Consider the following 26,014-nt stretch of genomic DNA (forward strand, 5'->3'; position numbering starts at 1 on the left):
CTCTCCGGGTTACCCGATGTGATCTGGTTCCATGCTCCGAGCAGCGTATACGTGCCACTGCAGACGCAAGTGTGTCGATAACTGTTTCCGGCATGCTTGACGTCAAAATATCGTCTATAACTGCCGGCTATTAACTTTATGCCAAAGTATTGACCTTCTGGTCGTCATCCTAAACAATTGGCAATGTAATGTCACATTGATATTTGAACGGTTGCTATCCCTTCCTTTAGTACTAATACCAGTGCCCCGCCGGAAGTTGCTCATCGGTCAAATCAGGTTGTCATTTTCCAGACCTGAACCGCTTCGACCGTGATTCAGGACAACAGCGCCCTCGGGGATCAGTAAAAATGCGTGCGTCACTGTTTACCGCTCTTCCATTCGCCTTTGCCGCCACTTTCGTACAAGCACAAACCTTGCCCGAAGCCATGCAGAAAGCCCTCGAGGTTCATCCGGAGATCCAGGCGGGTGTCAACGCCCGGGTGGCAGCCGATTACCAGTTGCGTGCAGCCCAGGGCGGCTATTTGCCGCGGGTAGACGTAACCGCTGGTTACGGACGTGAGGGGACTGACAGCCCTAGTACCGGCAACCGTTGGGAAACCCTCAATCGCGGTGAGTCAGCAATCCGTCTTCGCCAAATGGTTTTTGACGGTTTTGCCACTTCCAGTGAAGTAGGCCGTCAACAAGCCACCGTTAATGCACGCGCCTACTCGCTGATGGACACCTCGGAGCGCACCGCGCTCGACGTGGCTCAAGTTTATCTGGACGTGCTGTCGCGCCGCGAGATGGTCCGCCTTGCTGAGGAAAACCTGCGCAACCACGAACGCATCCTAGACCAGATCAAGCTACGTACCAGCCGTGGTGTTGGCCGTCTGGCAGACCTTGATCAGGCCGAAGCCCGTTTGGCTCAAGCGCGCAACAACTTGATCACCGAGCAGACCAACCTTGCCGATGCCAACACCAACTTCCTCAGCGTGGTAGGCCAGATGCCGGATGAGCTGAGCGCCCCGGCGCCTTTCATCGACCTGCTGCCGGCGACTCTGGAAGAAGCGCGCGCGCAGATGGTAGAAAGCAGCCCAGTACTGCGCTCGGCAGAGTCGGACATCGCCGCGGCAGAAAAACAGTACGACGCAGCGAAGTCGAGCTTCTATCCGCGCTTCGATGCAGAACTCGGACGAACGGCCGATAACAACATTGATGGCACTGTCGGCCATAACAATGAGTGGCAGGCCATGCTGCGCATGAACTTCAACCTGTACGCCGGCGGCAGCAACAAGGCTGACCTGGAGTCCAAGTCATACTTGGCCAACCAGGCGCTGGATATTCGCAATAACGCCCTGCGCCAGCTCAACGAAGAACTGGGCCTGGCATGGAATGCGCAAGAGAACGCCAACGCCCAGCTGCCAATCGCCCAGCAATACGTCGATCACAGCAACCGGGTGCGCAGCGCTTACCAGCAGCAGTTCAGCCTTGGCGAACGCACGCTGCTCGACTTGCTCGACAGTGAAAATGAAACCTTCACTGCTCAGCGCCGTCTGGTTGAGGTGAAGAACATACAATTGTTTACTCAATACCGAATCAAGGCGACCATTGGCCAACTGCTCAAGAGCCAGGGTGTCGTAGCACCGATGGCCACCGTTGTGCAGAATGACGTGAAACCGCGAGTGAACCTGCCAGGCATGAACTGAGCCGCACTCGCATCATCTACCCGCAAGGATGAAGAGAGCGCCGCGTGGAATCCGAAGTCAGTCGAGTGAACCTCAGCCACGATCCACGCAGTCAGCACGATGATCCGTTGCTGGATAGTCTGCTGACCCTGTGTGTTCTGCATCAGAAGCCTGCAAGCAGGGCCATGCTGACTACCGGCCTGCCCTTGCCGGCCCAGCGCCTGAGCCCCGATCTGCTGCCTCGCGCCGCTGCCCGTGCCGGGCTGCAAGGGCGGTTACTTCAGCGCAAGCTGGAGCAGATCCCGAGCATCGCCATGCCGGCCATGTTGCTGCTCAAAGAGGGCCGCAGCGCTGTGCTGGTGGGCTGGGAAAACGAAGACACCGCCCGCTTGCTGCTCAGTGAAAGCGACGGCGGTGAGATGCTGGTGAGCCGCGAGGCGCTGCAGGGCGACTACAGCGGCAAAGTGTTCTTCGCCCAGCCGCAGCACAAGTTCGATGTGAACCACGGCAATCTCATCCCGCGCGCCCGCTCGTGGTTCCGCGACACGCTGATGCGCAGCAAGTGGCTGTACATCGACGCCATCGCTGCCAGCCTGGTGATCAACCTGATTGCGCTGGCTGCGCCTTTGTTCGTGATGAATGTGTACGACCGGGTGGTTCCCAACCAGGCCACGTCGACGCTATGGGTGCTGGCGGTAGGCATTGGCTTTGCCTACATATTCGATCTGATTCTCAAAGGCTTGCGCGGCCTCTGTCTGGATCTTGCAGGCAAGAAGACCGATCTGATCATTTCAGCGACGCTGTTCGAGCGGATCGTCGGCATGTCGATGAAGTATCGCCCTGCGCGAGTCGGCAGCTTTGCCCAGAACATCCATGAATTCCAAGGCCTGCGCGACTTCCTCGCTTCGCTCACATTGACCACCCTGATCGATCTGCCGTTCACCCTGCTGATCCTGCTTGTCATCGCCATCATCGGCGGGCATCTGGTATGGATCCCGATCCTGGCCTTCCCGCTTGCATTGGGCATCGGCTATGCACTGCAGAAGCCGCTGATGGCGACCATGGAGCGCACCATGGCGCTGGCATCGGAGCGCCAGTCCAGCCTGATCGAAACGCTGGCCGGCCTGGACGCAGTCAAGGTCAACAACGCCGAGAGCGAACGCCAGTACATGTGGGAGCAGACACTTGGCACCCTCAGCCGCCTCGAACTGCGCGTCAAGGTGCTGTCGAGCCTGGCCATGAACATCACCTTGCTCATCCAGCAGCTGGCGGGCGTGGCGATGATCTGCGTTGGGGTTTACCTGATCATCGACGGCAACCTGAGCATGGGCGGCCTGGTCGCCTGCTACATGCTCAGCGGGCGCGCCCTCGGCCCGCTGAGCTCGCTCAACGGGTTGCTGGCCCGCTACCAGCAGGCCAAGGTGACCATGGTGGCCACCGACCAGATGATGGAGCTACCGCAGGAGCGCAATTTCGAAGAGCGTCCGCTGAGCCGTCAGGTGCTGCAGGGCGCGGTCGAATTCCGGGGGGTAGATTTCACCTACCCCAATCAGCAGAACATGGCGCTCAAAGGTATCAACCTGAACATCCGCCCGGGGGAGAAGGTCGGCATCATCGGGCGCAGCGGCTCGGGCAAAAGCTCGCTGGCAAAGCTGATCGTCGGCCTGTACGAGGCAGACAATGGCTCCTTGCTGGTCGATGGCGTAGACATCCGCCAGATCGACGTCAGTGAGTTGCGCCATAACGTCGGCTATGTCCCGCAAGACATTCAATTGCTGGCAGGCACCTTGCGCGACAATCTTGTCAGCGGTGCCCGCTACATTGAAGACGAACTGATCCTGCAAGCTGCCGAGCTGGCCGGCGTGCATGAATTCGCTCGCCTGCACCCCGACGGCTACGAACTGCAGGTTGGCGAACGCGGCCAGAACCTTTCCGGTGGGCAGCGGCAGAACGTCGCCCTGGCCCGGGCGCTGCTGCTCAACCCGCAGATCCTGCTGTTGGACGAGCCCACCAGTGCCATGGACAACACCGGTGAAGAACGCCTCAAGCAGCGCCTGGCTGCCGTCATCGAAGGCAAGACCGTTTTGCTGGTCACCCACCGGGCGTCCTTGCTGTCGCTGGTGGACCGGTTGATCGTCATCGACCGAGGACAGATTGTTGCGGATGGCCCGAAAGCCGCCGTCATGGATGCGCTGAAAAAGGGGCAGATCAGTGTTGCATAAGCTGGATATAGGGCGTTTCAAGGACAGCCTGCGCCGTTACTTCAAAGGCTCGGAATCCCTTGCCGGGCAACCGCTGCCCGAGGTCAACAAAGCGCTGATCGAAGACGCACCGCGCATCGTGCGCCTGACCATCTGGGGCATCATCGCCTTCTTCCTGGTCATGATCGTCTGGGCCAGCGTGGCCCCCATCGATGAAGTTACCCGCGGTGAAGGCAAGGCCATTCCATCCTCCAAAGTGCAGAAAATTCAGAACCTGGAAGGGGGCATCGTCGCGCAGATCTATGCCAAGGAGGGGCAGATCGTCGAAGTCGGTGAGCCATTGCTGCGGCTGGACGAAACACGCTTCGCGTCCAACGTCGGTGAAACCGAAGCCGATCGTCTGGCGATGGCCCTGCGGGTGCAGCGCCTGAGTGCAGAAGTGGACGACAAGCCGCTGCAGATCGATGAAGAGCTGCGTAAGGCCGCACCGAACCAGGCCGCCAGCGAGCAGTCGCTGTATCAGAGCCGACGTCAGCAACTGCATGATGAGATCAGCGGCCTGGAACAGCAACTGGTGCAGAAACAGCAGGAACTGCGCGAGTTCACCTCCAAGCGGGCACAGTACGCCAACAGCCTGCAGTTGCTGCGCCAGGAAATTGCCATGTCCGAGCCCCTGGTAGCCCAAGGCGCTATCTCCCAGGTGGAAGTGCTACGTTTGCGCCGCGCAGAAGTTGAAAACCGCGGGCAGATGGACTCCACCGCACTGGCGATTCCACGCGCCGAAGCGGCTATCAAGGAAGTGCAGAGCAAGATTGAAGAAACCCGCGGCAAGTTTCGCAGCGAGGCGCTGACCCAGCTCAACGAGGCACGTACCGAGTTGAACAAGGCCACCGCCACGGGCAAGGCGCTGGATGACCGGGTCAACCGCACAATGGTCAGCTCACCGGTACGCGGCATCGTCAAGCAGCTGCTGGTGAACACTGTCGGTGGCGTGATCCAGCCGGGCAGCGATATCGTCGAGATCGTGCCGCTGGATGACAGCCTCGTAGTCGAGGCGAAGATCCTGCCCAAGGACATCGCATTCTTGCACCCCGGCCAAGAAGCGACGGTCAAGTTCACAGCCTACGACTACACCATATACGGCGGTTTGAAGGCCACGCTGGAGCAGATCGGTGCCGACACCATCACCGATGAAGACAAGAAGACCACGTACTATCTGATCAAGCTGCGCACGGAAAAAAGCCACTTGGGCACCGACGAGAAACCTTTGCTGATCATCCCGGGAATGGTAGCGACGGTGGATATCATGACCGGCAAGAAGACCATCATGAGCTACCTGCTAAAACCGATCATGAAGGCCCGCTCTGAAGCCCTGCGCGAACGCTGACTGTCACACGTGCAGCACCTGAGGTGGGTGCTGCACGTGCTCTCTCTGGCGCAGTCAGCGCCACGGGGCGGGCTCACCCACCAACTGCCCCTGAATACCTTGAACCTCCATTTCCAGTAGTACCTGTCGCTCTCCTTCGGTCTCGACCCGTTCGGCAATCAGCGGCAGATCAATACTGTGCGCTGCCCGCTGAATGGCTTCGATGAACAAACGCTTGTGTTGCTCATGGTCGATATTGCGGATGTAGCTTCCGTCGATCTTCAGGTACGCCAGGCCCAAGTGCGCCAGGTTGCCGATCATGCTGAAGCGGCCACCAAAACGCTGCAGCGCCAGCCCGAAACCAAGCCCGTGCAAGCGTCGAGTCAACTGCTCGAGCACGGCTTGCGCAGGCAATTGCTCCTCACCGATTTCCAGGACCAGGCGCGACCCCAGTGCAGTGTACTGCCCAAGCAGATCGTATACCCGCTGCAGAGCGTTGGGGTCGGCCAAGGTCGCAGCCGACAGGTTGAGCGCAAGCACCTGATCATGGCTACGCAGGTGCGCCAGCACTTTTTCAAGCACCAGAACATCCAGCCGCGGCATCCAGCCAAAGCGCTCCAGCCACGGCAGAAAGCGGCCGGCCGGGACTGCCTCGCCGTCATCATCGTGCAGCCGGGAAATGACTTTGTAATGCAGTACGCGCTGCACTTCCTTGCAATCCACAACCGGTTGAAAGAACAGTTCGAACTGGCCGTTGACGAAGGCTTGCTCAAGCCGCGTGTGCCAGTCGTGATGGCTATCGCCAGCAATAGCCGCGGCACCTTGCTCAAGGCAAACCCAGCCGGGTGTCGGCTGGTTTTCAGCCCGGGCCAGGGCCTCATCGGCAAGTTTCAACAGCGCTTGCGGCGCATCGCCGGGGCTGAATGGCGCAAGGCCGATACAAGCTACCGGGTCGACATCGGTGGCGCCCGTCTCGTGCAGGCTCTGTAGCGTAGCCTCCAGGGCCTGGGCAAGCTGTACTGCCTCTTCGTGCACCATGCCTGGGGCAAGCACAGCGAACTCACCGCCACGGCTGCGGGAAATCAGGTCGTTGGTCTCCGGGAACTTGGCACAGGTACGCTGCAGCTGTACGCCGACCGCCTGCAACAGCTGGTCGGTTCGTTGGCCACCCAAGCGGGCGTTGAGGCCTGTGAGGTCCTGAACACGCAACAACAGCAGGTAACCAGCCCTCGCCTCTTCAAGGTTGCTGACTCGGGTATTGAGCTGCATTTCAAAGTACCGGCGGTTGGAAAGCCCGGTCAGGCTGTCCTGATACGACTCGGTACGTAGCCGCTCGCTGCGCTCAGCCTGCTCGTTGAACAAGGCCTTGAGCTTCTCGACCATCTGGTTCATGGCTTGCACCACACGACGCAACTCGGGCGTGCGCGGCAGCTCAGGCAGGCTGAGGAACTCGCGGCGGGCGATGGCGTGGGACTGCTCGACCATGTAGTCCAGCGGCCGCAATTGGCGACGTAACAGCAAGGCTCCGAGTACCGCGCTGGCTGCGCCGCAGAGCAGCAGCCAGCCCAGGCTGCCCAAAGCGCTCTGCCAGAGTTTGGAGATGGCGAACATCGGGTGGCTGATAACTTCGACACGCGCAGCCTGTTGCCAGCCCCGGCTGACGATGGCATCACCGCCGGCGGCTTCGAGGCCGATCAAGTGGATGAACCACGCAGGAACACCACCAGGGTCCGGCTCGGCGTGACGCTCCACCAGCACCGCATTCGAGCCCAGGTCGACGACCTTGATGCTCGAATAATAGCCACTGTCAAAGATCGAGCTGACCATCAGCTCTACCATCGCCGGGTCATCAATGTTCGGCGTCAACGAAAGCGCCAGCGCCGTGGCAGCATCCTGGGCGTGGGAGCGCAGCTGGTTGACGTACTGGCTGCGTGAACTCTCCAGGCTGACCATGAAGCTACCGCTGAACGCGACCACCAGGAACAGGCAAATGGCCAACAGCAATTGTTTGAACAGTGACATCTGTGCTCCTTCAGTAAACCGGTTCGGCCGGGAACCCTTCGGCCTGCATTTTCTTTAGCAAGTCCTGCCAGCGGGACAAACGCTTGGTGTCACCGACTTTCTTGTTACCCGCAGCCCCGGTCAACCAGAGGCCTTCACCATTGAAGGCGTAGACCGGCAAGAGGTCAGTACGCTGGCTAGCCGGCTTGATCGCGTCCATCAAGCTATCGAGTACCAGCGGCTGGGCTTGTGGGCTTGAATAATAGGTCAGCACCATGTGCGCGCGATTCTGGCGCAAGGCCTTGACGTAGGTGATGCGCAGCTTTTCACTTGGAATGCCCATGCGTCGCAGGCTGAAATATTTGGCGATAGCATAGTCTTCACAATCGCCAGCGCCCTTGATCAAGGCCTGAATAGGCGTGGCCCAATAATCGACTTCATGCCATAGGTCGATGTCTTCGACATAGCGCAACTGCTGGTTGAAAAACTGGTTGGCTGCCTGCAAGCGTTGTAGCTCGGAGCCTTGGTTTTGAGTGGCCATCATCCTCTGCCAGGCATCGATGCGACCTTTGCCAGCGCCCAGTGGGCCATACAGGGTCTGCGACTTGCGACTGATCTCGGAAAAATCCCAATCCGCACGCAAACCGCCCAGCAGCAAGCTGCCCAGCAAAACGGCAAGGCCGATACGTCGCGCGGCGGTTTTGATTACCGAGGGTATCGCCACTGCGAAGACCTGCTCAGACCAGTCGAAAGCAGCGATGGTGCGGCCTGTCAGCATAAAAAACAATGGCATCCTGCAATCATCCCTCCGGTGGTCGGGCGCGCAAAACTTTCCAGCTAATGCTTTGTATATGTCGCTTCCTTTGCCAGGCTTCTTCCTCCACCATATCTTATGGCCTTGTTTTCGCTCGCCCCACTGAGGGCGCTGGTTTGACAAAGGCCCTTGCCAGTTACTAGTGTCATTGGATCCAACTTTAGTCGTCGAGGCAGACTTCGCGTGGCCGAGAAAATCAAACTCAGCAATGTGCTGGCGAGCGAACAGCTACCGGCAAACCTGGCTCGTGGCGTGATCGAAGAACGCTTACGCAGCGCCATACTCGATGGCCGCCTGCCGCCTGGTACCGCCGTGCGTCAACAAGAACTGGCTACCCTGTATGGCGTCAGCCGCATGCCTGTGCGTGAGGCGCTGCGCCAGCTGGAAGCGCAGTCATTGCTCAAGGTGGAGATGCACAAGGGCGCGGTTGTGGCACCCTTGATTGGCGAAGATGCGGTCGACAGTTATGCATTGCGGGTTCTGCTGGAGTCCGAAGCGCTGCGCCAATCCATTCCCCTGCTAGATGCCGATGATATCGCCCGCGCACGTGGTTACATCCGGCAATTGGAAAGTGAGACTCGCCACGCCGAAATCGGCCGCCTCAACCGGCTATTCCACATGGCCTTGTACTGCAAGGCTCAGAACCAGAAACTCCTGCACCTGATCGAGAACGAGCTCAACGAAGAGGAGCGCTTCTTGCGTTTTCATCTGTCGTCGATGGGGCTGGGCAAGCTGACCCAGGACGATCACAACGCACTGGCGGATGCCGCCAGCGACAAGCTGGTCGATGAGGCCGTGAGGGTGTTGGAGCAGCATCTGAACAATGGCGCGCGGGTTATCAGGAATTACCTGGACAAGCAGGCCGCTCAGTAAGCAGGGCTTGCACATGACGTTTGCCAACACGCTTTAGCGAATACCGCAGCAGGCTGGTTATCTGGCTGCCCAGCGGTTGCAGGCACGACGCATGGCGGAGCTACGCGCATACCCGGAAAAGACAAAGCCCCTGTCTGCAGCGCAGACAGGGGCTTTGGATTTGAATCTTGACGATGACCTACTCTCACATGGGGAAACCCCACACTACCATCGGCGATGCATCGTTTCACTGCTGAGTTCGGGATGGGATCAGGTGGTTCCAATGCTCTATGGTCGTCAAGAAATTCTGTGTGCCGGTCCGTCCTGTGGACGTACCCGCGAATCTCTATGGTTCCTACTTAAAGACAAAACCCCTACCTGCTCGCGCAGATAGGGGTTTTGCGAAATGAATCTTGACGATGACCTACTCTCACATGGGGAAACCCCACACTACCATCGGCGATGCATCGTTTCACTACTGAGTTCGGGATGGGATCAGGTGGTTCCAATGCTCTATGGTCGTCAAGAAATTCTGTAGCCAGAATGTCCAGATGGACAGCCCAGCAAATTCGGATATGCGATATTTGTGGTTCGTTGCGAACTTTCGGTTCGTATCATCTTCACCACCGCAATCTGCAGAAGCAAATTGCTTGGGTGTTATATGGTCAAGCCTCACGGGCAATTAGTATTGGTTAGCTCAACGCCTCACAGCGCTTACACACCCAACCTATCAACGTCGTAGTCTTCGACGGCCCTTTAGGGGATTCAAGATCCCAGTGAGATCTCATCTTGAGGCAAGTTTCCCGCTTAGATGCTTTCAGCGGTTATCTCTTCCGAACATAGCTACCCGGCAATGCCACTGGCGTGACAACCGGAACACCAGAGGTTCGTCCACTCCGGTCCTCTCGTACTAGGAGCAGCCCCTCTCAAATCTCAAACGTCCACGGCAGATAGGGACCGAACTGTCTCACGACGTTCTAAACCCAGCTCGCGTACCACTTTAAATGGCGAACAGCCATACCCTTGGGACCGGCTTCAGCCCCAGGATGTGATGAGCCGACATCGAGGTGCCAAACACCGCCGTCGATATGAACTCTTGGGCGGTATCAGCCTGTTATCCCCGGAGTACCTTTTATCCGTTGAGCGATGGCCCTTCCATACAGAACCACCGGATCACTAAGACCTACTTTCGTACCTGCTCGACGTGTTTGTCTCGCAGTCAAGCGCGCTTTTGCCTTTATACTCTACGACCGATTTCCGACCGGTCTGAGCGCACCTTCGTACTCCTCCGTTACTCTTTGGGAGGAGACCGCCCCAGTCAAACTACCCACCATACACTGTCCTCGATCCGGATAACGGACCTGAGTTAGAACCTCAAAGTTGCCAGGGTGGTATTTCAAGGATGGCTCCATGAGAACTGGCGTCCCCACTTCAAAGCCTCCCACCTATCCTACACAAGCAAATTCAAAGTCCAGTGCAAAGCTATAGTAAAGGTTCACGGGGTCTTTCCGTCTAGCCGCGGATACACTGCATCTTCACAGCGATTTCAATTTCACTGAGTCTCGGGTGGAGACAGCGCCGCCATCGTTACGCCATTCGTGCAGGTCGGAACTTACCCGACAAGGAATTTCGCTACCTTAGGACCGTTATAGTTACGGCCGCCGTTTACCGGGGCTTCGATCAAGAGCTTCGCTTGCGCTAACCCCATCAATTAACCTTCCGGCACCGGGCAGGCGTCACACCCTATACGTCCACTTTCGTGTTTGCAGAGTGCTGTGTTTTTAATAAACAGTCGCAGCGGCCTGGTATCTTCGACCGGCATGAGCTTACGGAGCAAGTCCTTCACCCTCACCGGCGCACCTTCTCCCGAAGTTACGGTGCCATTTTGCCTAGTTCCTTCACCCGAGTTCTCTCAAGCGCCTTGGTATTCTCTACCTAACCACCTGTGTCGGTTTGGGGTACGGTTCCCAGTTATCTGAAGCTTAGGAGCTTTTCTTGGAAGCATGGCATCAACCACTTCGTCGCCTAAAGGCAACTCGTCATCAGCTCTCGGCCTTGAGATCCCGGATTTGCCTAAGATCTCGGCCTACCACCTTAAACTTGGACAACCAACGCCAAGCTGGCCTAGCCTTCTCCGTCCCTCCATCGCAATAACTGGAAGTACAGGAATATTAACCTGTTTTCCATCGACTACGCTTTTCAGCCTCGCCTTAGGGACCGACTAACCCTGCGTCGATTAACGTTGCGCAGGAAACCTTGGTCTTTCGGCGTGCGAGTTTTTCACTCGCATTGTCGTTACTCATGTCAGCATTCGCACTTCTGATACCTCCAGCAAGCTTCTCAACTCACCTTCACAGGCTTACAGAACGCTCCTCTACCGCATCACCAGAGGTGATACCCGTAGCTTCGGTGCATGGTTTGAGCCCCGTTACATCTTCCGCGCAGGCCGACTCGACTAGTGAGCTATTACGCTTTCTTTAAAGGGTGGCTGCTTCTAAGCCAACCTCCTAGCTGTCTAAGCCTTCCCACATCGTTTCCCACTTAACCATGACTTTGGGACCTTAGCTGACGGTCTGGGTTGTTTCCCTTTTCACGACGGACGTTAGCACCCGCCGTGTGTCTCCCATGCTCGGCACTTGTAGGTATTCGGAGTTTGCATCGGTTTGGTAAGTCGGGATGACCCCCTAGCCGAAACAGTGCTCTACCCCCTACAGTGATACATGAGGCGCTACCTAAATAGCTTTCGAGGAGAACCAGCTATCTCCGAGCTTGATTAGCCTTTCACTCCGATCCACAGGTCATCCGCTAACTTTTCAACGGTAGTCGGTTCGGTCCTCCAGTCAGTGTTACCTAACCTTCAACCTGCCCATGGATAGATCGCCCGGTTTCGGGTCTATACCCAGCGACTAAACGCCCTATTAAGACTCGCTTTCGCTACGCCTCCCCTATTCGGTTAAGCTCGCCACTGAATATAAGTCGCTGACCCATTATACAAAAGGTACGCAGTCACCTAACAAAGTAGGCTCCCACTGCTTGTACGCATACGGTTTCAGGTTCTATTTCACTCCCCTCTCCGGGGTTCTTTTCGCCTTTCCCTCACGGTACTGGTTCACTATCGGTCAGTCAGTAGTATTTAGCCTTGGAGGATGGTCCCCCCATGTTCAGACAAAGTTTCTCGTGCTCCGTCCTACTCGATTTCATTGATAAGAGATTTTCGTGTACGGGGCTATCACCCACTATGGCCGCACTTTCCAGAGCGTTCCACTAATCTCAAATCAACTTAAGGGCTGGTCCCCGTTCGCTCGCCACTACTAAGGGAATCTCGGTTGATTTCTTTTCCTCAGGGTACTTAGATGTTTCAGTTCCCCTGGTTCGCCTCTTGCACCTATGTATTCAGTACAAGATACTCAGCTTGTGCTGAGTGGGTTCCCCCATTCAGAGATCTCTGGATCACAGTCTGTTTGCCGACTCCCCAAAGCTTATCGCAGGCTACCACGTCTTTCATCGCCTCTGACTGCCAAGGCATCCACCGTATGCGCTTCTTCACTTGACCATATAACCCCAAGCAATCTGGTTATACTGTGAAGACGACATTCGCCGAAAATTCGCATGTTGCTCTTTCGAGCAGAACTCACAAATTTTACCTTAGCCTGATCCACCAGCAGTGAAACTGGTGTTCAGTCTATTTCTATCACATATCCGAATTTTTAAAGAACGATCTGACAAAAGTCAGAAATCAACATTCATCACCGAATGTTCATTTCTAAGTTCTGAAAGCTGTACAACCTGAAAGAGTGGTGGAGCCAAGCGGGATCGAACCGCTGACCTCCTGCGTGCAAGGCAGGCGCTCTCCCAGCTGAGCTATGGCCCCGCATATTGGTAGGTCTGGGCAGATTTGAACTGCCGACCTCACCCTTATCAGGGGTGCGCTCTAACCAACTGAGCTACAGACCTATATAGGGTCTTGATCGTCTTCGACAATGAATCAAGCAATTCGTGTGGGAGCTCATCAGCAGGCTGATGTCGTCGATTAAGGAGGTGATCCAGCCGCAGGTTCCCCTACGGCTACCTTGTTACGACTTCACCCCAGTCATGAATCACACCGTGGTAACCGTCCTCCCGAAGGTTAGACTAGCTACTTCTGGTGCAACCCACTCCCATGGTGTGACGGGCGGTGTGTACAAGGCCCGGGAACGTATTCACCGCGACATTCTGATTCGCGATTACTAGCGATTCCGACTTCACGCAGTCGAGTTGCAGACTGCGATCCGGACTACGATCGGTTTTGTGAGATTAGCTCCACCTCGCGGCTTGGCAACCCTCTGTACCGACCATTGTAGCACGTGTGTAGCCCAGGCCGTAAGGGCCATGATGACTTGACGTCATCCCCACCTTCCTCCGGTTTGTCACCGGCAGTCTCCTTAGAGTGCCCACCATAACGTGCTGGTAACTAAGGACAAGGGTTGCGCTCGTTACGGGACTTAACCCAACATCTCACGACACGAGCTGACGACAGCCATGCAGCACCTGTGTCAGAGTTCCCGAAGGCACCAATCCATCTCTGGAAAGTTCTCTGCATGTCAAGGCCTGGTAAGGTTCTTCGCGTTGCTTCGAATTAAACCACATGCTCCACCGCTTGTGCGGGCCCCCGTCAATTCATTTGAGTTTTAACCTTGCGGCCGTACTCCCCAGGCGGTCAACTTAATGCGTTAGCTGCGCCACTAAAATCTCAAGGATTCCAACGGCTAGTTGACATCGTTTACGGCGTGGACTACCAGGGTATCTAATCCTGTTTGCTCCCCACGCTTTCGCACCTCAGTGTCAGTATCAGTCCAGGTGGTCGCCTTCGCCACTGGTGTTCCTTCCTATATCTACGCATTTCACCGCTACACAGGAAATTCCACCACCCTCTACCGTACTCTAGCTTGCCAGTTTTGGATGCAGTTCCCAGGTTGAGCCCGGGGCTTTCACATCCAACTTAACAAACCACCTACGCGCGCTTTACGCCCAGTAATTCCGATTAACGCTTGCACCCTCTGTATTACCGCGGCTGCTGGCACAGAGTTAGCCGGTGCTTATTCTGTCGGTAACGTCAAAACACTAACGTATTAGGTTAATGCCCTTCCTCCCAACTTAAAGTGCTTTACAATCCGAAGACCTTCTTCACACACGCGGCATGGCTGGATCAGGCTTTCGCCCATTGTCCAATATTCCCCACTGCTGCCTCCCGTAGGAGTCTGGACCGTGTCTCAGTTCCAGTGTGACTGATCATCCTCTCAGACCAGTTACGGATCGTCGCCTTGGTGAGCCATTACCCCACCAACTAGCTAATCCGACCTAGGCTCATCTGATAGCGCAAGGCCCGAAGGTCCCCTGCTTTCTCCCGTAGGACGTATGCGGTATTAGCGTTCCTTTCGAAACGTTGTCCCCCACTACCAGGCAGATTCCTAGGCATTACTCACCCGTCCGCCGCTGAATCAAGGAGCAAGCTCCCGTCATCCGCTCGACTTGCATGTGTTAGGCCTGCCGCCAGCGTTCAATCTGAGCCATGATCAAACTCTTCAGTTCAATACTGCTTGGGTTTTTAAGAAACCCTAAACTTGGCTCAGCAATCTCAAATGACTATGTGATTTCTCGCATGGTCACTTGTGATGCTGATAATCTTTTTGACTATCAGTCCGTACTCACAAGCACCCACACGAATTGCTTGATTCGATTTGTTAAAGAGCGTTTGGTTAAGAGCTTTTCGTCTCAACCGAGGCGCGCATTCTACGCTTTCCTCAGAGCCTGTCAAGCGTTTATTTTGAAGTTTTTTGCGAGAAACTCGTTTAGCTTCAAACACTTGGCTCGCTTCGATCTCTCGTAGCGGGAGGTGAATAATACAGCATTCGAAAACACTGTCAACCACCTTTTTTACGCTGCCAATCTGTCTTTCGATCAGGTCAGCAAGAAGCTTCAGCTTCTACTTAAAGACAAAACCCCTACCTGCTCACGCAGATAGGGGTTTTGCGAAATGAATCTTGACGATGACCTACTCTCACATGGGGAAACCCCACACTACCATCGGCGATGCATCGTTTCACTACTGAGTTCGGGATGGGATCAGGTGGTTCCAATGCTCTATGGTCGTCAAGAAATTCTGTAGCCAGAATGTCCAGATGGACAGCCCAGCGAATTCGGATATGCGATATTTGTGGTTCGTTGCGAACTTTCGGTTCGTATCATCTTCACCACCGCAATCTGCAGAAGCAAATTGCTTGGGTGTTATATGGTCAAGCCTCACGGGCAATTAGTATTGGTTAGCTCAACGCCTCACAGCGCTTACACACCCAACCTATCAACGTCGTAGTCTTCGACGGCCCTTTAGGGGATTCAAGATCCCAGTGAGATCTCATCTTGAGGCAAGTTTCCCGCTTAGATGCTTTCAGCGGTTATCTCTTCCGAACATAGCTACCCGGCAATGCCACTGGCGTGACAACCGGAACACCAGAGGTTCGTCCACTCCGGTCCTCTCGTACTAGGAGCAGCCCCTCTCAAATCTCAAACGTCCACGGCAGATAGGGACCGAACTGTCTCACGACGTTCTAAACCCAGCTCGCGTACCACTTTAAATGGCGAACAGCCATACCCTTGGGACCGGCTTCAGCCCCAGGATGTGATGAGCCGACATCGAGGTGCCAAACACCGCCGTCGATATGAACTCTTGGGCGGTATCAGCCTGTTATCCCCGGAGTACCTTTTATCCGTTGAGCGATGGCCCTTCCATACAGAACCACCGGATCACTAAGACCTACTTTCGTACCTGCTCGACGTGTTTGTCTCGCAGTCAAGCGCGCTTTTGCCTTTATACTCTACGACCGATTTCCGACCGGTCTGAGCGCACCTTCGTACTCCTCCGTTACTCTTTGGGAGGAGACCGCCCCAGTCAAACTACCCACCATACACTGTCCTCGATCCGGATAACGGACCTGAGTTAGAACCTCAAAGTTGCCAGGGTGGTATTTCAAGGATGGCTCCATGAGAACTGGCGTCCCCACTTCAAAGCCTCCCACCTATCCTACACAAGCAAATTCAAAGTCCAGTGCAAAGCTATAGTAAAGGTTCACGGGGTCTTTCCGTCTAGCCGCGGATACACTGCATCTTCACAGCGATTTCAATTTCACTGAGTCTCGGGTGGAGACAGCGCCGCCATCGTTACGCCATTCGTGCAGGTCGGAACTTACCCGACAAGGAATTTCGCTACCTTAGGACCGTTATAGTTACGGCCGCCGTTTACCGGGGCTTCGATCAAGAGCTTCGCTTGCGCTAACCCCATCAATTAACCTTCCGGCACCGGGCAGGCGTCACACCCTATACGTCCACTTTCGTGTTTGCAGAGTGCTGTGTTTTTAATAAACAGTCGCAGCGGCCTGGTATCTTCGACCGGCATGAGCTTACGGAGCAAGTCCTTCACCCTCACCGGCGCACCTTCTCCCGAAGTTACGGTGCCATTTTGCCTAGTTCCTTCACCCGAGTTCTCTCAAGCGCCTTGGTATTCTCTACCTAACCACCTGTGTCGGTTTGGGGTACGGTTCCCAGTTATCTGAAGCTTAGGAGCTTTTCTTGGAAGCATGGCATCAACCACTTCGTCGCCTAAAGGCAACTCGTCATCAGCTCTCGGCCTTGAGATCCCGGATTTGCCTAAGATCTCGGCCTACCACCTTAAACTTGGACAACCAACGCCAAGCTGGCCTAGCCTTCTCCGTCCCTCCATCGCAATAACTGGAAGTACAGGAATATTAACCTGTTTTCCATCGACTACGCTTTTCAGCCTCGCCTTAGGGACCGACTAACCCTGCGTCGATTAACGTTGCGCAGGAAACCTTGGTCTTTCGGCGTGCGAGTTTTTCACTCGCATTGTCGTTACTCATGTCAGCATTCGCACTTCTGATACCTCCAGCAAGCTTCTCAACTCACCTTCACAGGCTTACAGAACGCTCCTCTACCGCATCACCAGAGGTGATACCCGTAGCTTCGGTGCATGGTTTGAGCCCCGTTACATCTTCCGCGCAGGCCGACTCGACTAGTGAGCTATTACGCTTTCTTTAAAGGGTGGCTGCTTCTAAGCCAACCTCCTAGCTGTCTAAGCCTTCCCACATCGTTTCCCACTTAACCATGACTTTGGGACCTTAGCTGACGGTCTGGGTTGTTTCCCTTTTCACGACGGACGTTAGCACCCGCCGTGTGTCTCCCATGCTCGGCACTTGTAGGTATTCGGAGTTTGCATCGGTTTGGTAAGTCGGGATGACCCCCTAGCCGAAACAGTGCTCTACCCCCTACAGTGATACATGAGGCGCTACCTAAATAGCTTTCGAGGAGAACCAGCTATCTCCGAGCTTGATTAGCCTTTCACTCCGATCCACAGGTCATCCGCTAACTTTTCAACGGTAGTCGGTTCGGTCCTCCAGTCAGTGTTACCTAACCTTCAACCTGCCCATGGATAGATCGCCCGGTTTCGGGTCTATACCCAGCGACTAAACGCCCTATTAAGACTCGCTTTCGCTACGCCTCCCCTATTCGGTTAAGCTCGCCACTGAATATAAGTCGCTGACCCATTATACAAAAGGTACGCAGTCACCTAACAAAGTAGGCTCCCACTGCTTGTACGCATACGGTTTCAGGTTCTATTTCACTCCCCTCTCCGGGGTTCTTTTCGCCTTTCCCTCACGGTACTGGTTCACTATCGGTCAGTCAGTAGTATTTAGCCTTGGAGGATGGTCCCCCCATGTTCAGACAAAGTTTCTCGTGCTCCGTCCTACTCGATTTCATTGATAAGAGATTTTCGTGTACGGGGCTATCACCCACTATGGCCGCACTTTCCAGAGCGTTCCACTAATCTCAAATCAACTTAAGGGCTGGTCCCCGTTCGCTCGCCACTACTAAGGGAATCTCGGTTGATTTCTTTTCCTCAGGGTACTTAGATGTTTCAGTTCCCCTGGTTCGCCTCTTGCACCTATGTATTCAGTACAAGATACTCAGCTTGTGCTGAGTGGGTTCCCCCATTCAGAGATCTCTGGATCACAGTCTGTTTGCCGACTCCCCAAAGCTTATCGCAGGCTACCACGTCTTTCATCGCCTCTGACTGCCAAGGCATCCACCGTATGCGCTTCTTCACTTGACCATATAACCCCAAGCAATCTGGTTATACTGTGAAGACGACATTCGCCGAAAATTCGCATGTTGCTCTTTCGAGCAGAACTCACAAATTTTACCTTAGCCTGATCCACCAGCAGTGAAACTGGTGTTCAGTCTATTTCTATCACATATCCGAATTTTTAAAGAACGATCTGACAAAAGTCAGAAATCAACATTCATCACCGAATGTTCATTTCTAAGTTCTGAAAGCTGTACAACCTGAAAGAGTGGTGGAGCCAAGCGGGATCGAACCGCTGACCTCCTGCGTGCAAGGCAGGCGCTCTCCCAGCTGAGCTATGGCCCCGTATTTTCTAGGCCGCACCAAGTAATTGGTAGGTCTGGGCAGATTTGAACTGCCGACCTCACCCTTATCAGGGGTGCGCTCTAACCAACTGAGCTACAGACCTATAACAGGGTCGCGTTACAGCATCGTCTTTATACAAAGAATCAAGCAATTCGTGTGGGAGCTCATCAGCAGGCTGATGTCGTCGATTAAGGAGGTGATCCAGCCGCAGGTTCCCCTACGGCTACCTTGTTACGACTTCACCCCAGTCATGAATCACACCGTGGTAACCGTCCTCCCGAAGGTTAGACTAGCTACTTCTGGTGCAACCCACTCCCATGGTGTGACGGGCGGTGTGTACAAGGCCCGGGAACGTATTCACCGCGACATTCTGATTCGCGATTACTAGCGATTCCGACTTCACGCAGTCGAGTTGCAGACTGCGATCCGGACTACGATCGGTTTTGTGAGATTAGCTCCACCTCGCGGCTTGGCAACCCTCTGTACCGACCATTGTAGCACGTGTGTAGCCCAGGCCGTAAGGGCCATGATGACTTGACGTCATCCCCACCTTCCTCCGGTTTGTCACCGGCAGTCTCCTTAGAGTGCCCACCATAACGTGCTGGTAACTAAGGACAAGGGTTGCGCTCGTTACGGGACTTAACCCAACATCTCACGACACGAGCTGACGACAGCCATGCAGCACCTGTGTCAGAGTTCCCGAAGGCACCAATCCATCTCTGGAAAGTTCTCTGCATGTCAAGGCCTGGTAAGGTTCTTCGCGTTGCTTCGAATTAAACCACATGCTCCACCGCTTGTGCGGGCCCCCGTCAATTCATTTGAGTTTTAACCTTGCGGCCGTACTCCCCAGGCGGTCAACTTAATGCGTTAGCTGCGCCACTAAAATCTCAAGGATTCCAACGGCTAGTTGACATCGTTTACGGCGTGGACTACCAGGGTATCTAATCCTGTTTGCTCCCCACGCTTTCGCACCTCAGTGTCAGTATCAGTCCAGGTGGTCGCCTTCGCCACTGGTGTTCCTTCCTATATCTACGCATTTCACCGCTACACAGGAAATTCCACCACCCTCTACCGTACTCTAGCTTGCCAGTTTTGGATGCAGTTCCCAGGTTGAGCCCGGGGCTTTCACATCCAACTTAACAAACCACCTACGCGCGCTTTACGCCCAGTAATTCCGATTAACGCTTGCACCCTCTGTATTACCGCGGCTGCTGGCACAGAGTTAGCCGGTGCTTATTCTGTCGGTAACGTCAAAACACTAACGTATTAGGTTAATGCCCTTCCTCCCAACTTAAAGTGCTTTACAATCCGAAGACCTTCTTCACACACGCGGCATGGCTGGATCAGGCTTTCGCCCATTGTCCAATATTCCCCACTGCTGCCTCCCGTAGGAGTCTGGACCGTGTCTCAGTTCCAGTGTGACTGATCATCCTCTCAGACCAGTTACGGATCGTCGCCTTGGTGAGCCATTACCCCACCAACTAGCTAATCCGACCTAGGCTCATCTGATAGCGCAAGGCCCGAAGGTCCCCTGCTTTCTCCCGTAGGACGTATGCGGTATTAGCGTTCCTTTCGAAACGTTGTCCCCCACTACCAGGCAGATTCCTAGGCATTACTCACCCGTCCGCCGCTGAATCAAGGAGCAAGCTCCCGTCATCCGCTCGACTTGCATGTGTTAGGCCTGCCGCCAGCGTTCAATCTGAGCCATGATCAAACTCTTCAGTTCAATACTGCTTGGGTTTTTAAGAAACCCTAAACTTGGCTCAGCAATCTCAAATGACTATGTGATTTCTCGCATGGTCACTTGTGATGCTGATAATCTTTTTGACTATCAGTCCATACTCACAAGCACCCACACGAATTGCTTGATTCGATTTGTTAAAGAGCGTTTGGTTAAGAGCTTTTCGCCTCAACCGAGGCGCGCATTCTACGCTTTCCTCAGAGCCTGTCAAGCGTTTATTTTGAAGTTTTTTGCGAGAAACTCGTTTAGCTTCAAACACTTGGCTCGCTTCGATCTCTCGTAGCGGGAGGCGAATAATACAGCGTTTAAAAGCGCTGTCAACCACCATTTCAACCGCTATCGATCAGATGACCGAAGCACCTCCAGCACTACCTGGATTAAGCAACTCATTGAATTTCAAGGAGTTTCTCGTTCCGACTACGCTGGAAGTGGGGCGCATTATAAGGGGATTCGAGAACGCGTCAAGGCTTAAATCCAATAAACTTCACCCTCGCTGAAAAGCCAAGCGGGGAGGCCTGTCGGCCTCCCCGCTTTTCATCACCTATATATAGCCTCAGACCACACCGGCACTGCGCAAACGCCCCAGCGCATCGCCATCCAACCCCAGCACATCCCCAAGAACCGCCTCCGTATGCTCACCCAACAACGGCGGCGCACGACGATACTCAACAGGCGTTTCCGATAACCTGATAGGGCTGGCCACCTGCGGCACACTCCCAGCCAAGGCATGCGGCATGCTCACTGCCAGGCCGCGAGCAAGCACCTGCGGATCCTGGAACATCTGCGCCAGATCATTGATCGGCCCACAGGGTACGCCCGCAGCCTCCAACTGGCTCACCCACTCCGCCGTTGTCTTGAACACTGTGGCCTGGCGAATCAAGGGAATCAGCTGCGACCGATTGGCCACGCGCAGCTTGTTGGTTGCGAAACGTGGGTCATCAGCCCATTGAGGCTGACCAGCCACCTCGGCGAACTTGCGGAACTGGCCATCGTTGCCCACGGTGAGAATGAAGTCGCCATCTGCGGTCGGGAAATCCTGATAAGGCACAATATTAGGATGTGCATTGCCCAGCCGGCGAGGCGCGTTGCCGGTAGTGAGGTAGTTCATCGCCTGGTTGGCCAGGCATGCTACCTGCACATCCAGCAAGGCCATATCGATGTGCTGCCCAACCCCGGTCTGGTCGCGATGGGCAAGGGCCGCCAGTATGGCCACGGTCGAATACAGCCCAGTCAGAATATCGGTAAGCGCTACCCCCACCTTCACAGGCCCGGCACCTTCCTCACCATCCGGGCGCCCGGTCAGGCTCATCAGCCCGCCCAGCCCCTGGATCATGAAGTCATAGCCGGCGCGCTTCGCGTAGGGCCCGGTCTGACCGAAGCCAGTGATCGAGCAATAGATAAGCTTGGGATTCACCGACTTCAGGCTCGTGTAATCCAGCCCATAGGCGGCCAACCCACCAACCTTGAAGTTTTCAATGACGATGTCCGACTTCGCAGCCAGCTCACGCACCAGGCGCTGCCCCTCCGGCTGCGTAAAGTCGATGGTCACCGAACGCTTGTTGCGGTTGGCCGACAAGTAATAAGCCGCCTCGCTGGTGTTCTCGCCTTGTGCATCCTTGAGGAAGGGCGGCCCCCAGGCGCGGGTATCGTCGCCACAGCCTGGGCGCTCGACCTTGATCACATCGGCGCCCAGGTCAGCCAGAATCTGACCGGACCAAGGCCCAGCCAGCACACGGGAGAGATCCAGCACCCGCAGATGAGATAGCGCGCCCATGACCCGGCTCCTTATCAATAGAAGGCCTGGATGCCGGTTTGCGCGCGCCCCAGAATCAGCGCGTGTACGTCATGGGTTCCCTCGTAGGTGTTGACCACCTCAAGATTGACCAGATGACGCGCAACACCGAACTCGTCGGAAATACCATTACCACCCAACATGTCACGGGCCATACGCGCAATCTCCAGCGACTTGCCGCACGAGTTGCGCTTCATGATCGAAGTGATTTCCACCGCAGCGGTGCCCTCGTCCTTCATCCGCCCCAAACGCAGGCAGCCTTGCAGGGCCAAGGTGATTTCGGTCTGCATGTCGGCCAATTTCTTCTGGATAAGCTGGTTGGCAGCCAACGGGCGGCCGAACTGCTGACGGTCCAGGGTGTACTGGCGAGCGGTGTGCCAGCAGGCTTCAGCCGCCCCCAGAGCACCCCAGGAAATACCATAACGGGCAGAGTTCAAGCAGGTGAACGGGCCTTTGAGGCCACGCACTTCCGGGAAGATGTTCTCCTCTGGCACGAACACATTGTCCATCACGATTTCGCCGGTGATCGACGCGCGCAGGCCGACCTTGCCGTGGATTGCCGGCGCACTGAGGCCCTGCCAACCCTTTTCAAGAACGAAGCCTCGGATATCCCCCGCGTCATCCTTGGCCCAGACCACGAACACATCGGCGATCGGGCTGTTGGTGATCCACATCTTGCTGCCGCTCAGGCGATAGCCACCGTCCACTGTCCTGGCACGAGTGATCATCGAGCCCGGGTCGGAGCCATGGTTAGGCTCGGTCAAGCCAAAGCAACCGATCCACTCGCCGCTGGCGAGCTTGGGCAGGTACTTCTGTTTTTGCGCCTCGGTACCGAATTCGTTGATCGGCACCATCACCAGTGAAGACTGCACACTCATCATCGAGCGATAGCCGGAGTCGATACGTTCCACTTCCCGGGCAATCAGCCCGTAGCACACGTAGTTAAGGCCACTCCCGCCATATTGCTCGGGAATGGTTGCGCCCAGCAGTCCGACCTCACCCATTTCGCGAAAGATAGCGGGATCGGTCTGCTCATGGCGGAACGCCTCCAGCACCCGCGGTGCCAGCTTGTCCTGGGCGAACTGATAGGCGCTGTCGCGAACCATGCGCTCTTCTTCAGTGAGCTGCTGGTCCAGCAGCAGCGGGTCGATCCAGTTGAAGCTTGCTTTACCGGCCATGAACGAAATCCTCGAAATAGGGGAGCAGATTCTTGTGCCTTTGATCCTAGGCCTGATCTACAACGAGGACAAACGAGGATTGCGCACGCATTAGTGATAATTTGTCACTCCGAAACGCTAAAAACCCAGTATCGCAAACACTATGAGTGAGGTTGCCGTACATGCGCCGCAAGATCCCCAGTACCACCGCATTGGTCTGTTTCGAAGCGGCAGCGCGCCACGAGAGCTTTACCAAGGCTGCTCAGGAGCTTGCGCTGACGCAGGGCGCCGTCTGTCGCCAGATCGGGGGCCTTGAAGCGTTTCTCAACGTAGAGCTGTTCCGGCGTTCGCGGCGCGGCGTCAAGCTGACCGAGGCGGGACTGTCCTATAGCCGCCAGGTTGCCGCACAGCTGGATGCAGTAGAGCGCGACACCTTGTCGGTAATGCGCCAGCAAGGTGCCAACGTGATCGAACTGGCCGTGGTGCCGACCTTCGGCACCCAATGGCTGCTGCCTCGGCTCAAGGACTTCCAGCAGCGACACCCGGACGTTACCGTCAACCTGACCAACCGCACACGGCCATTCCTGTTTGCCGACACGGCGTTCGATGCCGCTATCTATTTTGGCGATGGCGACTGGTCAGGCACGCACGCCCACCGCCTGATGGGCGAAAACCCGGTACCTGTGTGCAGCCCGGCCTTGCTGGACGGCCACGGCATGCTCGACGCGACGCGTATCGCCAACCTACCGCTGCTGCAGCAGACCACCCGGCCTTACGCCTGGCGCCAGTGGTTCAACGGTTTGGGCATGAACGTTTCCGGCGATATGACAGGTCCGCGCTATGAACTGTTCTCCATGCTGGCCCAGGCTGCAATCCACCAGATGGGCATCGCGCTGATACCACCATTCTTGATTCAGCGGGAGCTGGAGGAAGGCAGGCTGGTGGTCGCTAACAGATACGCCCTGTCCAGCGACAAGGCCTATTATCTGATGATTCCCGAACGCAAGGCCGAGTCGGCATCGCTGCGGGCATTCCGTGATTGGCTCCTGGCGCAGGCACAGCACTACACCGCCCCTTCCCTACCTTTGTAGTCAATTATTTTGAACACCTACAGATGTATGTTTTTGTCGCATATAAGCAAACTGTTCAGGTGAATCGAAAAACCTCAATAAAACCGTTAAACACGAGGCTTTCAGAGGGTTTTACGACCTTCGCGAGTCCATCCGCGAAATCAATGCAAAAAAATTCAAAAAATCCCCTAATCTGCCAATAGCCCATGCTTGACGGGCTGCGGCCCACTCGTTGCGACATACGGTCACAGGGTGACTTGTAGTTTTAACTTCGTTTCGCTCCAGAACCGGTTGAAGGGCCTTGGGTTCGTCTGCAAAATGCTCCGCCCGCCCTGGATTCGGCGGGCTGGCGCCCAATAGCCAAACCCGCGCACCACCCGAAGTGCGCAGGCTTCATAAAGACAAAAAGGTCACCGCAGGAGAAATAGTCGTGCACATTGGTGTTCCTCTCGAGACGCAGACCGGTGAGACAAGGGTCGCTGCGACCCCGGAAACCATCAAGAAACTGATTGGCCAGGGCCATCAGGTCACCGTCCAACGGGGGGCAGGGCTCAATGCCAGCATTCCGGACAGTGCCTATGAGGCTGTGGGTGCTTCCCTGGGAAGCGCAGCCGATGCCTACGGCGCCCAACTGGTTCTCAAGGTGGTCGGCCCCAACGACCAAGAGCTGGCCCTGATCAACAGCGGCAGCCTTCTGGTGGGCATGCTCAACCCCTTCAACAACGAGCTGATCGGCAAGATGGCAGAGCGCGGTATCACTGCCTTCGCCCTGGAAGCCGCGCCGCGCACATCGCGGGCCCAGAGCCTGGACGTGCTGTCGTCCCAGGCCAACATCGCCGGTTACAAGGCCGTGCTACTGGCTGCCCATCACTACCCGCGCTTCATGCCCATGCTGATGACCGCCGCCGGTACTGTGAAAGCCGCGCGCGTGCTGATCCTGGGTGCTGGCGTCGCCGGCCTGCAAGCCATTGCCACCGCCAAGCGCCTGGGCGCAGTCATCGAGGCGTCCGACGTACGCCCGGCGGTCAAGGAGCAGATCGAGTCGCTGGGCGCCAAGTTCATCGACGTGCCCTACGAGACCGATGAGGAACGCGAGTGCGCAGAAGGCGTCGGCGGCTATGCCCGGCCGATGCCGGCCAGCTGGATGCAGCGTCAGGCCCAGGCCGTGCATGAGCGGGCCAAACAGGCCGACATCGTCATCACTACGGCGCTCATCCCTGGCCGCAAGGCTCCGACGCTGCTCAGCGCCGAAACCGTGGCGCAGATGAAGCCAGGCTCGGTGGTCATCGACCTGGCCGCCGCCCAAGGCGGCAACTGCCCGCTGACCGTCGCCGACCAGGTCGTGATGGAAAACGGCGTGACCATCGTCGGCCCGACCAACCTGCCGGCCCAGGTGGCGGCAGATGCCTCGGCACTGTATGCACGCAACCTGCTGGATTTCATGAAGCTGCTGTTCGACAAGGACGGTGCGCTGGTCATCAACCTCGAAGACGACATCGTCGCCGCGTGCCTCATGTGCCGCGACGGCCAGGTCGTGCGCAAGAACGGCTAAGGAGCACGACAATGGAAGACATGCTGATTTCCCACGGCATCTACAACCTGATCATCTTCGTGCTGGCCATCTACATCGGCTATCACGTGGTCTGGAACGTGACCCCGGCACTGCACACGCCCCTGATGGCGGTCACCAACGCCATCTCGGCCATCGTCATCGTCGGCGCCATGCTGGCTGCCGCGCTGACCGTGACCCCGGCCGGCAAACTGATGGGCACCCTCGCGGTGGCTCTGGCTGCAGTCAACGTGTTCGGTGGCTTCCTGGTCACCCGTCGCATGCTTGAGATGTTCAAGAAGAAAACCAAGAACGAGGCGCAGAAGTAA

General features: G+C 56.0%; 11 protein-coding genes, 4 tRNA genes and 7 rRNA genes. 7 read left to right on the top strand and 15 right to left on the bottom strand.

The genetic code is table 11. The features are described 5' to 3' along the window. Positions 1–347 precede the first annotated feature (347 nt). The 3 genes from OSW16_RS26195 to OSW16_RS26205 are packed head-to-tail and all read left to right on the top strand — an operon-like array spanning position 348 to position 5,252. Positions 348–1,685 carry a TolC family outer membrane protein gene (locus tag OSW16_RS26195; RefSeq protein ID WP_267819615.1) on the top strand — a complete coding sequence of 446 codons (1,338 nt, stop codon included), beginning with the start codon at positions 348–350 and terminating at the stop codon, positions 1,683–1,685. Positions 1,686–1,729: 44 nt separating this feature from the next. Next, positions 1,730–3,886 carry a type I secretion system permease/ATPase gene (locus tag OSW16_RS26200; RefSeq protein WP_241807202.1) on the top strand — a complete coding sequence of 719 codons (2,157 nt, stop codon included), beginning with the start codon at positions 1,730–1,732 and terminating at the stop codon, positions 3,884–3,886. Further along, entirely contained in the window at positions 3,876–5,252 is a 1,377-nt protein-coding gene (locus OSW16_RS26205; protein WP_241807203.1) for an HlyD family type I secretion periplasmic adaptor subunit, read from the top strand. Before OSW16_RS26200 ends, OSW16_RS26205 begins: the two co-directional genes overlap by 11 nt. Before the next feature lie 54 nt (positions 5,253–5,306). Here the strand turns inward: OSW16_RS26205 and lapD are convergent, their stop codons facing one another. Further along, positions 5,307–7,253, bottom strand: coding sequence for a cyclic di-GMP receptor LapD (gene lapD, locus OSW16_RS26210; protein ID WP_267819617.1), 1,947 nt, complete (start codon positions 7,251–7,253; stop codon positions 5,307–5,309). A gap of 10 nt (positions 7,254–7,263) precedes the next feature. Then, the gene (lapG, locus tag OSW16_RS26215; protein WP_267824136.1) at positions 7,264–8,025 is read right to left on the bottom strand and encodes a cysteine protease LapG; all 762 of its coding nucleotides are present in this window, start codon (positions 8,023–8,025) and stop codon (positions 7,264–7,266) included. 204 nt (positions 8,026–8,229) lie between these two features. Here lapG and OSW16_RS26220 point away from each other — a divergent pair, with 204 nt between their 5' ends. Continuing rightward, positions 8,230–8,919 (top strand): GntR family transcriptional regulator, encoded by a 690-nt coding sequence (locus tag OSW16_RS26220; protein ID WP_267819619.1) that lies wholly within the window; start codon positions 8,230–8,232, stop codon positions 8,917–8,919. Between the two features lie 165 nt (positions 8,920–9,084). Here the strand turns inward: OSW16_RS26220 and rrf (OSW16_RS26225) are convergent. From rrf (OSW16_RS26225) to OSW16_RS26285, 13 genes are all read right to left on the bottom strand, one after another. Continuing rightward, positions 9,085–9,200 (bottom strand): 5S ribosomal RNA (gene rrf / locus OSW16_RS26225). Between the two features lie 109 nt (positions 9,201–9,309). After that, positions 9,310–9,425: ribosomal RNA gene (gene rrf / locus OSW16_RS26230) — 5S ribosomal RNA — on the bottom strand. A gap of 134 nt (positions 9,426–9,559) precedes the next feature. Further along, positions 9,560–12,451, bottom strand: a 23S ribosomal RNA gene (locus OSW16_RS26235). A 242-nt stretch (positions 12,452–12,693) separates the two neighbouring features. After that, positions 12,694–12,769, bottom strand: a tRNA-Ala gene (locus tag OSW16_RS26240). Between the two features lie 6 nt (positions 12,770–12,775). Continuing rightward, positions 12,776–12,852: transfer RNA gene (locus OSW16_RS26245), tRNA-Ile, on the bottom strand. A gap of 77 nt (positions 12,853–12,929) precedes the next feature. Next, a 16S ribosomal RNA gene (locus tag OSW16_RS26250) occupies positions 12,930–14,466 on the bottom strand. 450 nt (positions 14,467–14,916) lie between these two features. Then, positions 14,917–15,032 (bottom strand): 5S ribosomal RNA (gene rrf / locus OSW16_RS26255). A 134-nt stretch (positions 15,033–15,166) separates the two neighbouring features. Continuing rightward, positions 15,167–18,058, bottom strand: a 23S ribosomal RNA gene (locus OSW16_RS26260). 242 nt (positions 18,059–18,300) lie between these two features. Beyond that, positions 18,301–18,376 (bottom strand) — tRNA-Ala (locus OSW16_RS26265). Positions 18,377–18,402: 26 nt separating this feature from the next. Beyond that, positions 18,403–18,479: transfer RNA gene (locus OSW16_RS26270), tRNA-Ile, on the bottom strand. Between the two features lie 86 nt (positions 18,480–18,565). Further along, positions 18,566–20,102: ribosomal RNA gene (locus tag OSW16_RS26275) — 16S ribosomal RNA — on the bottom strand. The 16S, 23S and 5S rRNA genes sit together here with 4 tRNA genes alongside, the layout of an rRNA operon. 568 nt (positions 20,103–20,670) lie before the next feature. Then, positions 20,671–21,891 (bottom strand): CaiB/BaiF CoA transferase family protein, encoded by a 1,221-nt coding sequence (locus OSW16_RS26280; protein ID WP_267819620.1) that lies wholly within the window; start codon positions 21,889–21,891, stop codon positions 20,671–20,673. A gap of 14 nt (positions 21,892–21,905) precedes the next feature. After that, positions 21,906–23,087 carry an acyl-CoA dehydrogenase gene (locus OSW16_RS26285; protein ID WP_267819622.1) on the bottom strand — a complete coding sequence of 394 codons (1,182 nt, stop codon included), beginning with the start codon at positions 23,085–23,087 and terminating at the stop codon, positions 21,906–21,908. 161 nt (positions 23,088–23,248) lie between these two features. Between OSW16_RS26285 and gcvA the strand changes: the two genes are divergently transcribed. The 3 genes from gcvA (at position 23,249) to OSW16_RS26300 (ending at position 26,014) form a co-directional block, all read left to right on the top strand. Beyond that, the gene (gene gcvA, locus OSW16_RS26290) at positions 23,249–24,157 is read left to right on the top strand and encodes a transcriptional regulator GcvA (RefSeq protein WP_267819624.1); all 909 of its coding nucleotides are present in this window, start codon (positions 23,249–23,251) and stop codon (positions 24,155–24,157) included. Positions 24,158–24,566: 409 nt separating this feature from the next. Next, the gene (locus tag OSW16_RS26295) at positions 24,567–25,688 is read left to right on the top strand and encodes a Re/Si-specific NAD(P)(+) transhydrogenase subunit alpha (protein ID WP_039604735.1); all 1,122 of its coding nucleotides are present in this window, start codon (positions 24,567–24,569) and stop codon (positions 25,686–25,688) included. An 11-nt stretch (positions 25,689–25,699) separates the two neighbouring features. Then, a complete protein-coding gene (locus tag OSW16_RS26300) occupies positions 25,700–26,014 on the top strand; it encodes an NAD(P) transhydrogenase subunit alpha (RefSeq protein ID WP_012316824.1) in 315 nt (104 codons plus the stop codon).

The organism is Pseudomonas putida (assembly GCF_026625125.1).
Classification (GTDB): domain Bacteria; phylum Pseudomonadota; class Gammaproteobacteria; order Pseudomonadales; family Pseudomonadaceae; genus Aquipseudomonas; species Aquipseudomonas putida_X.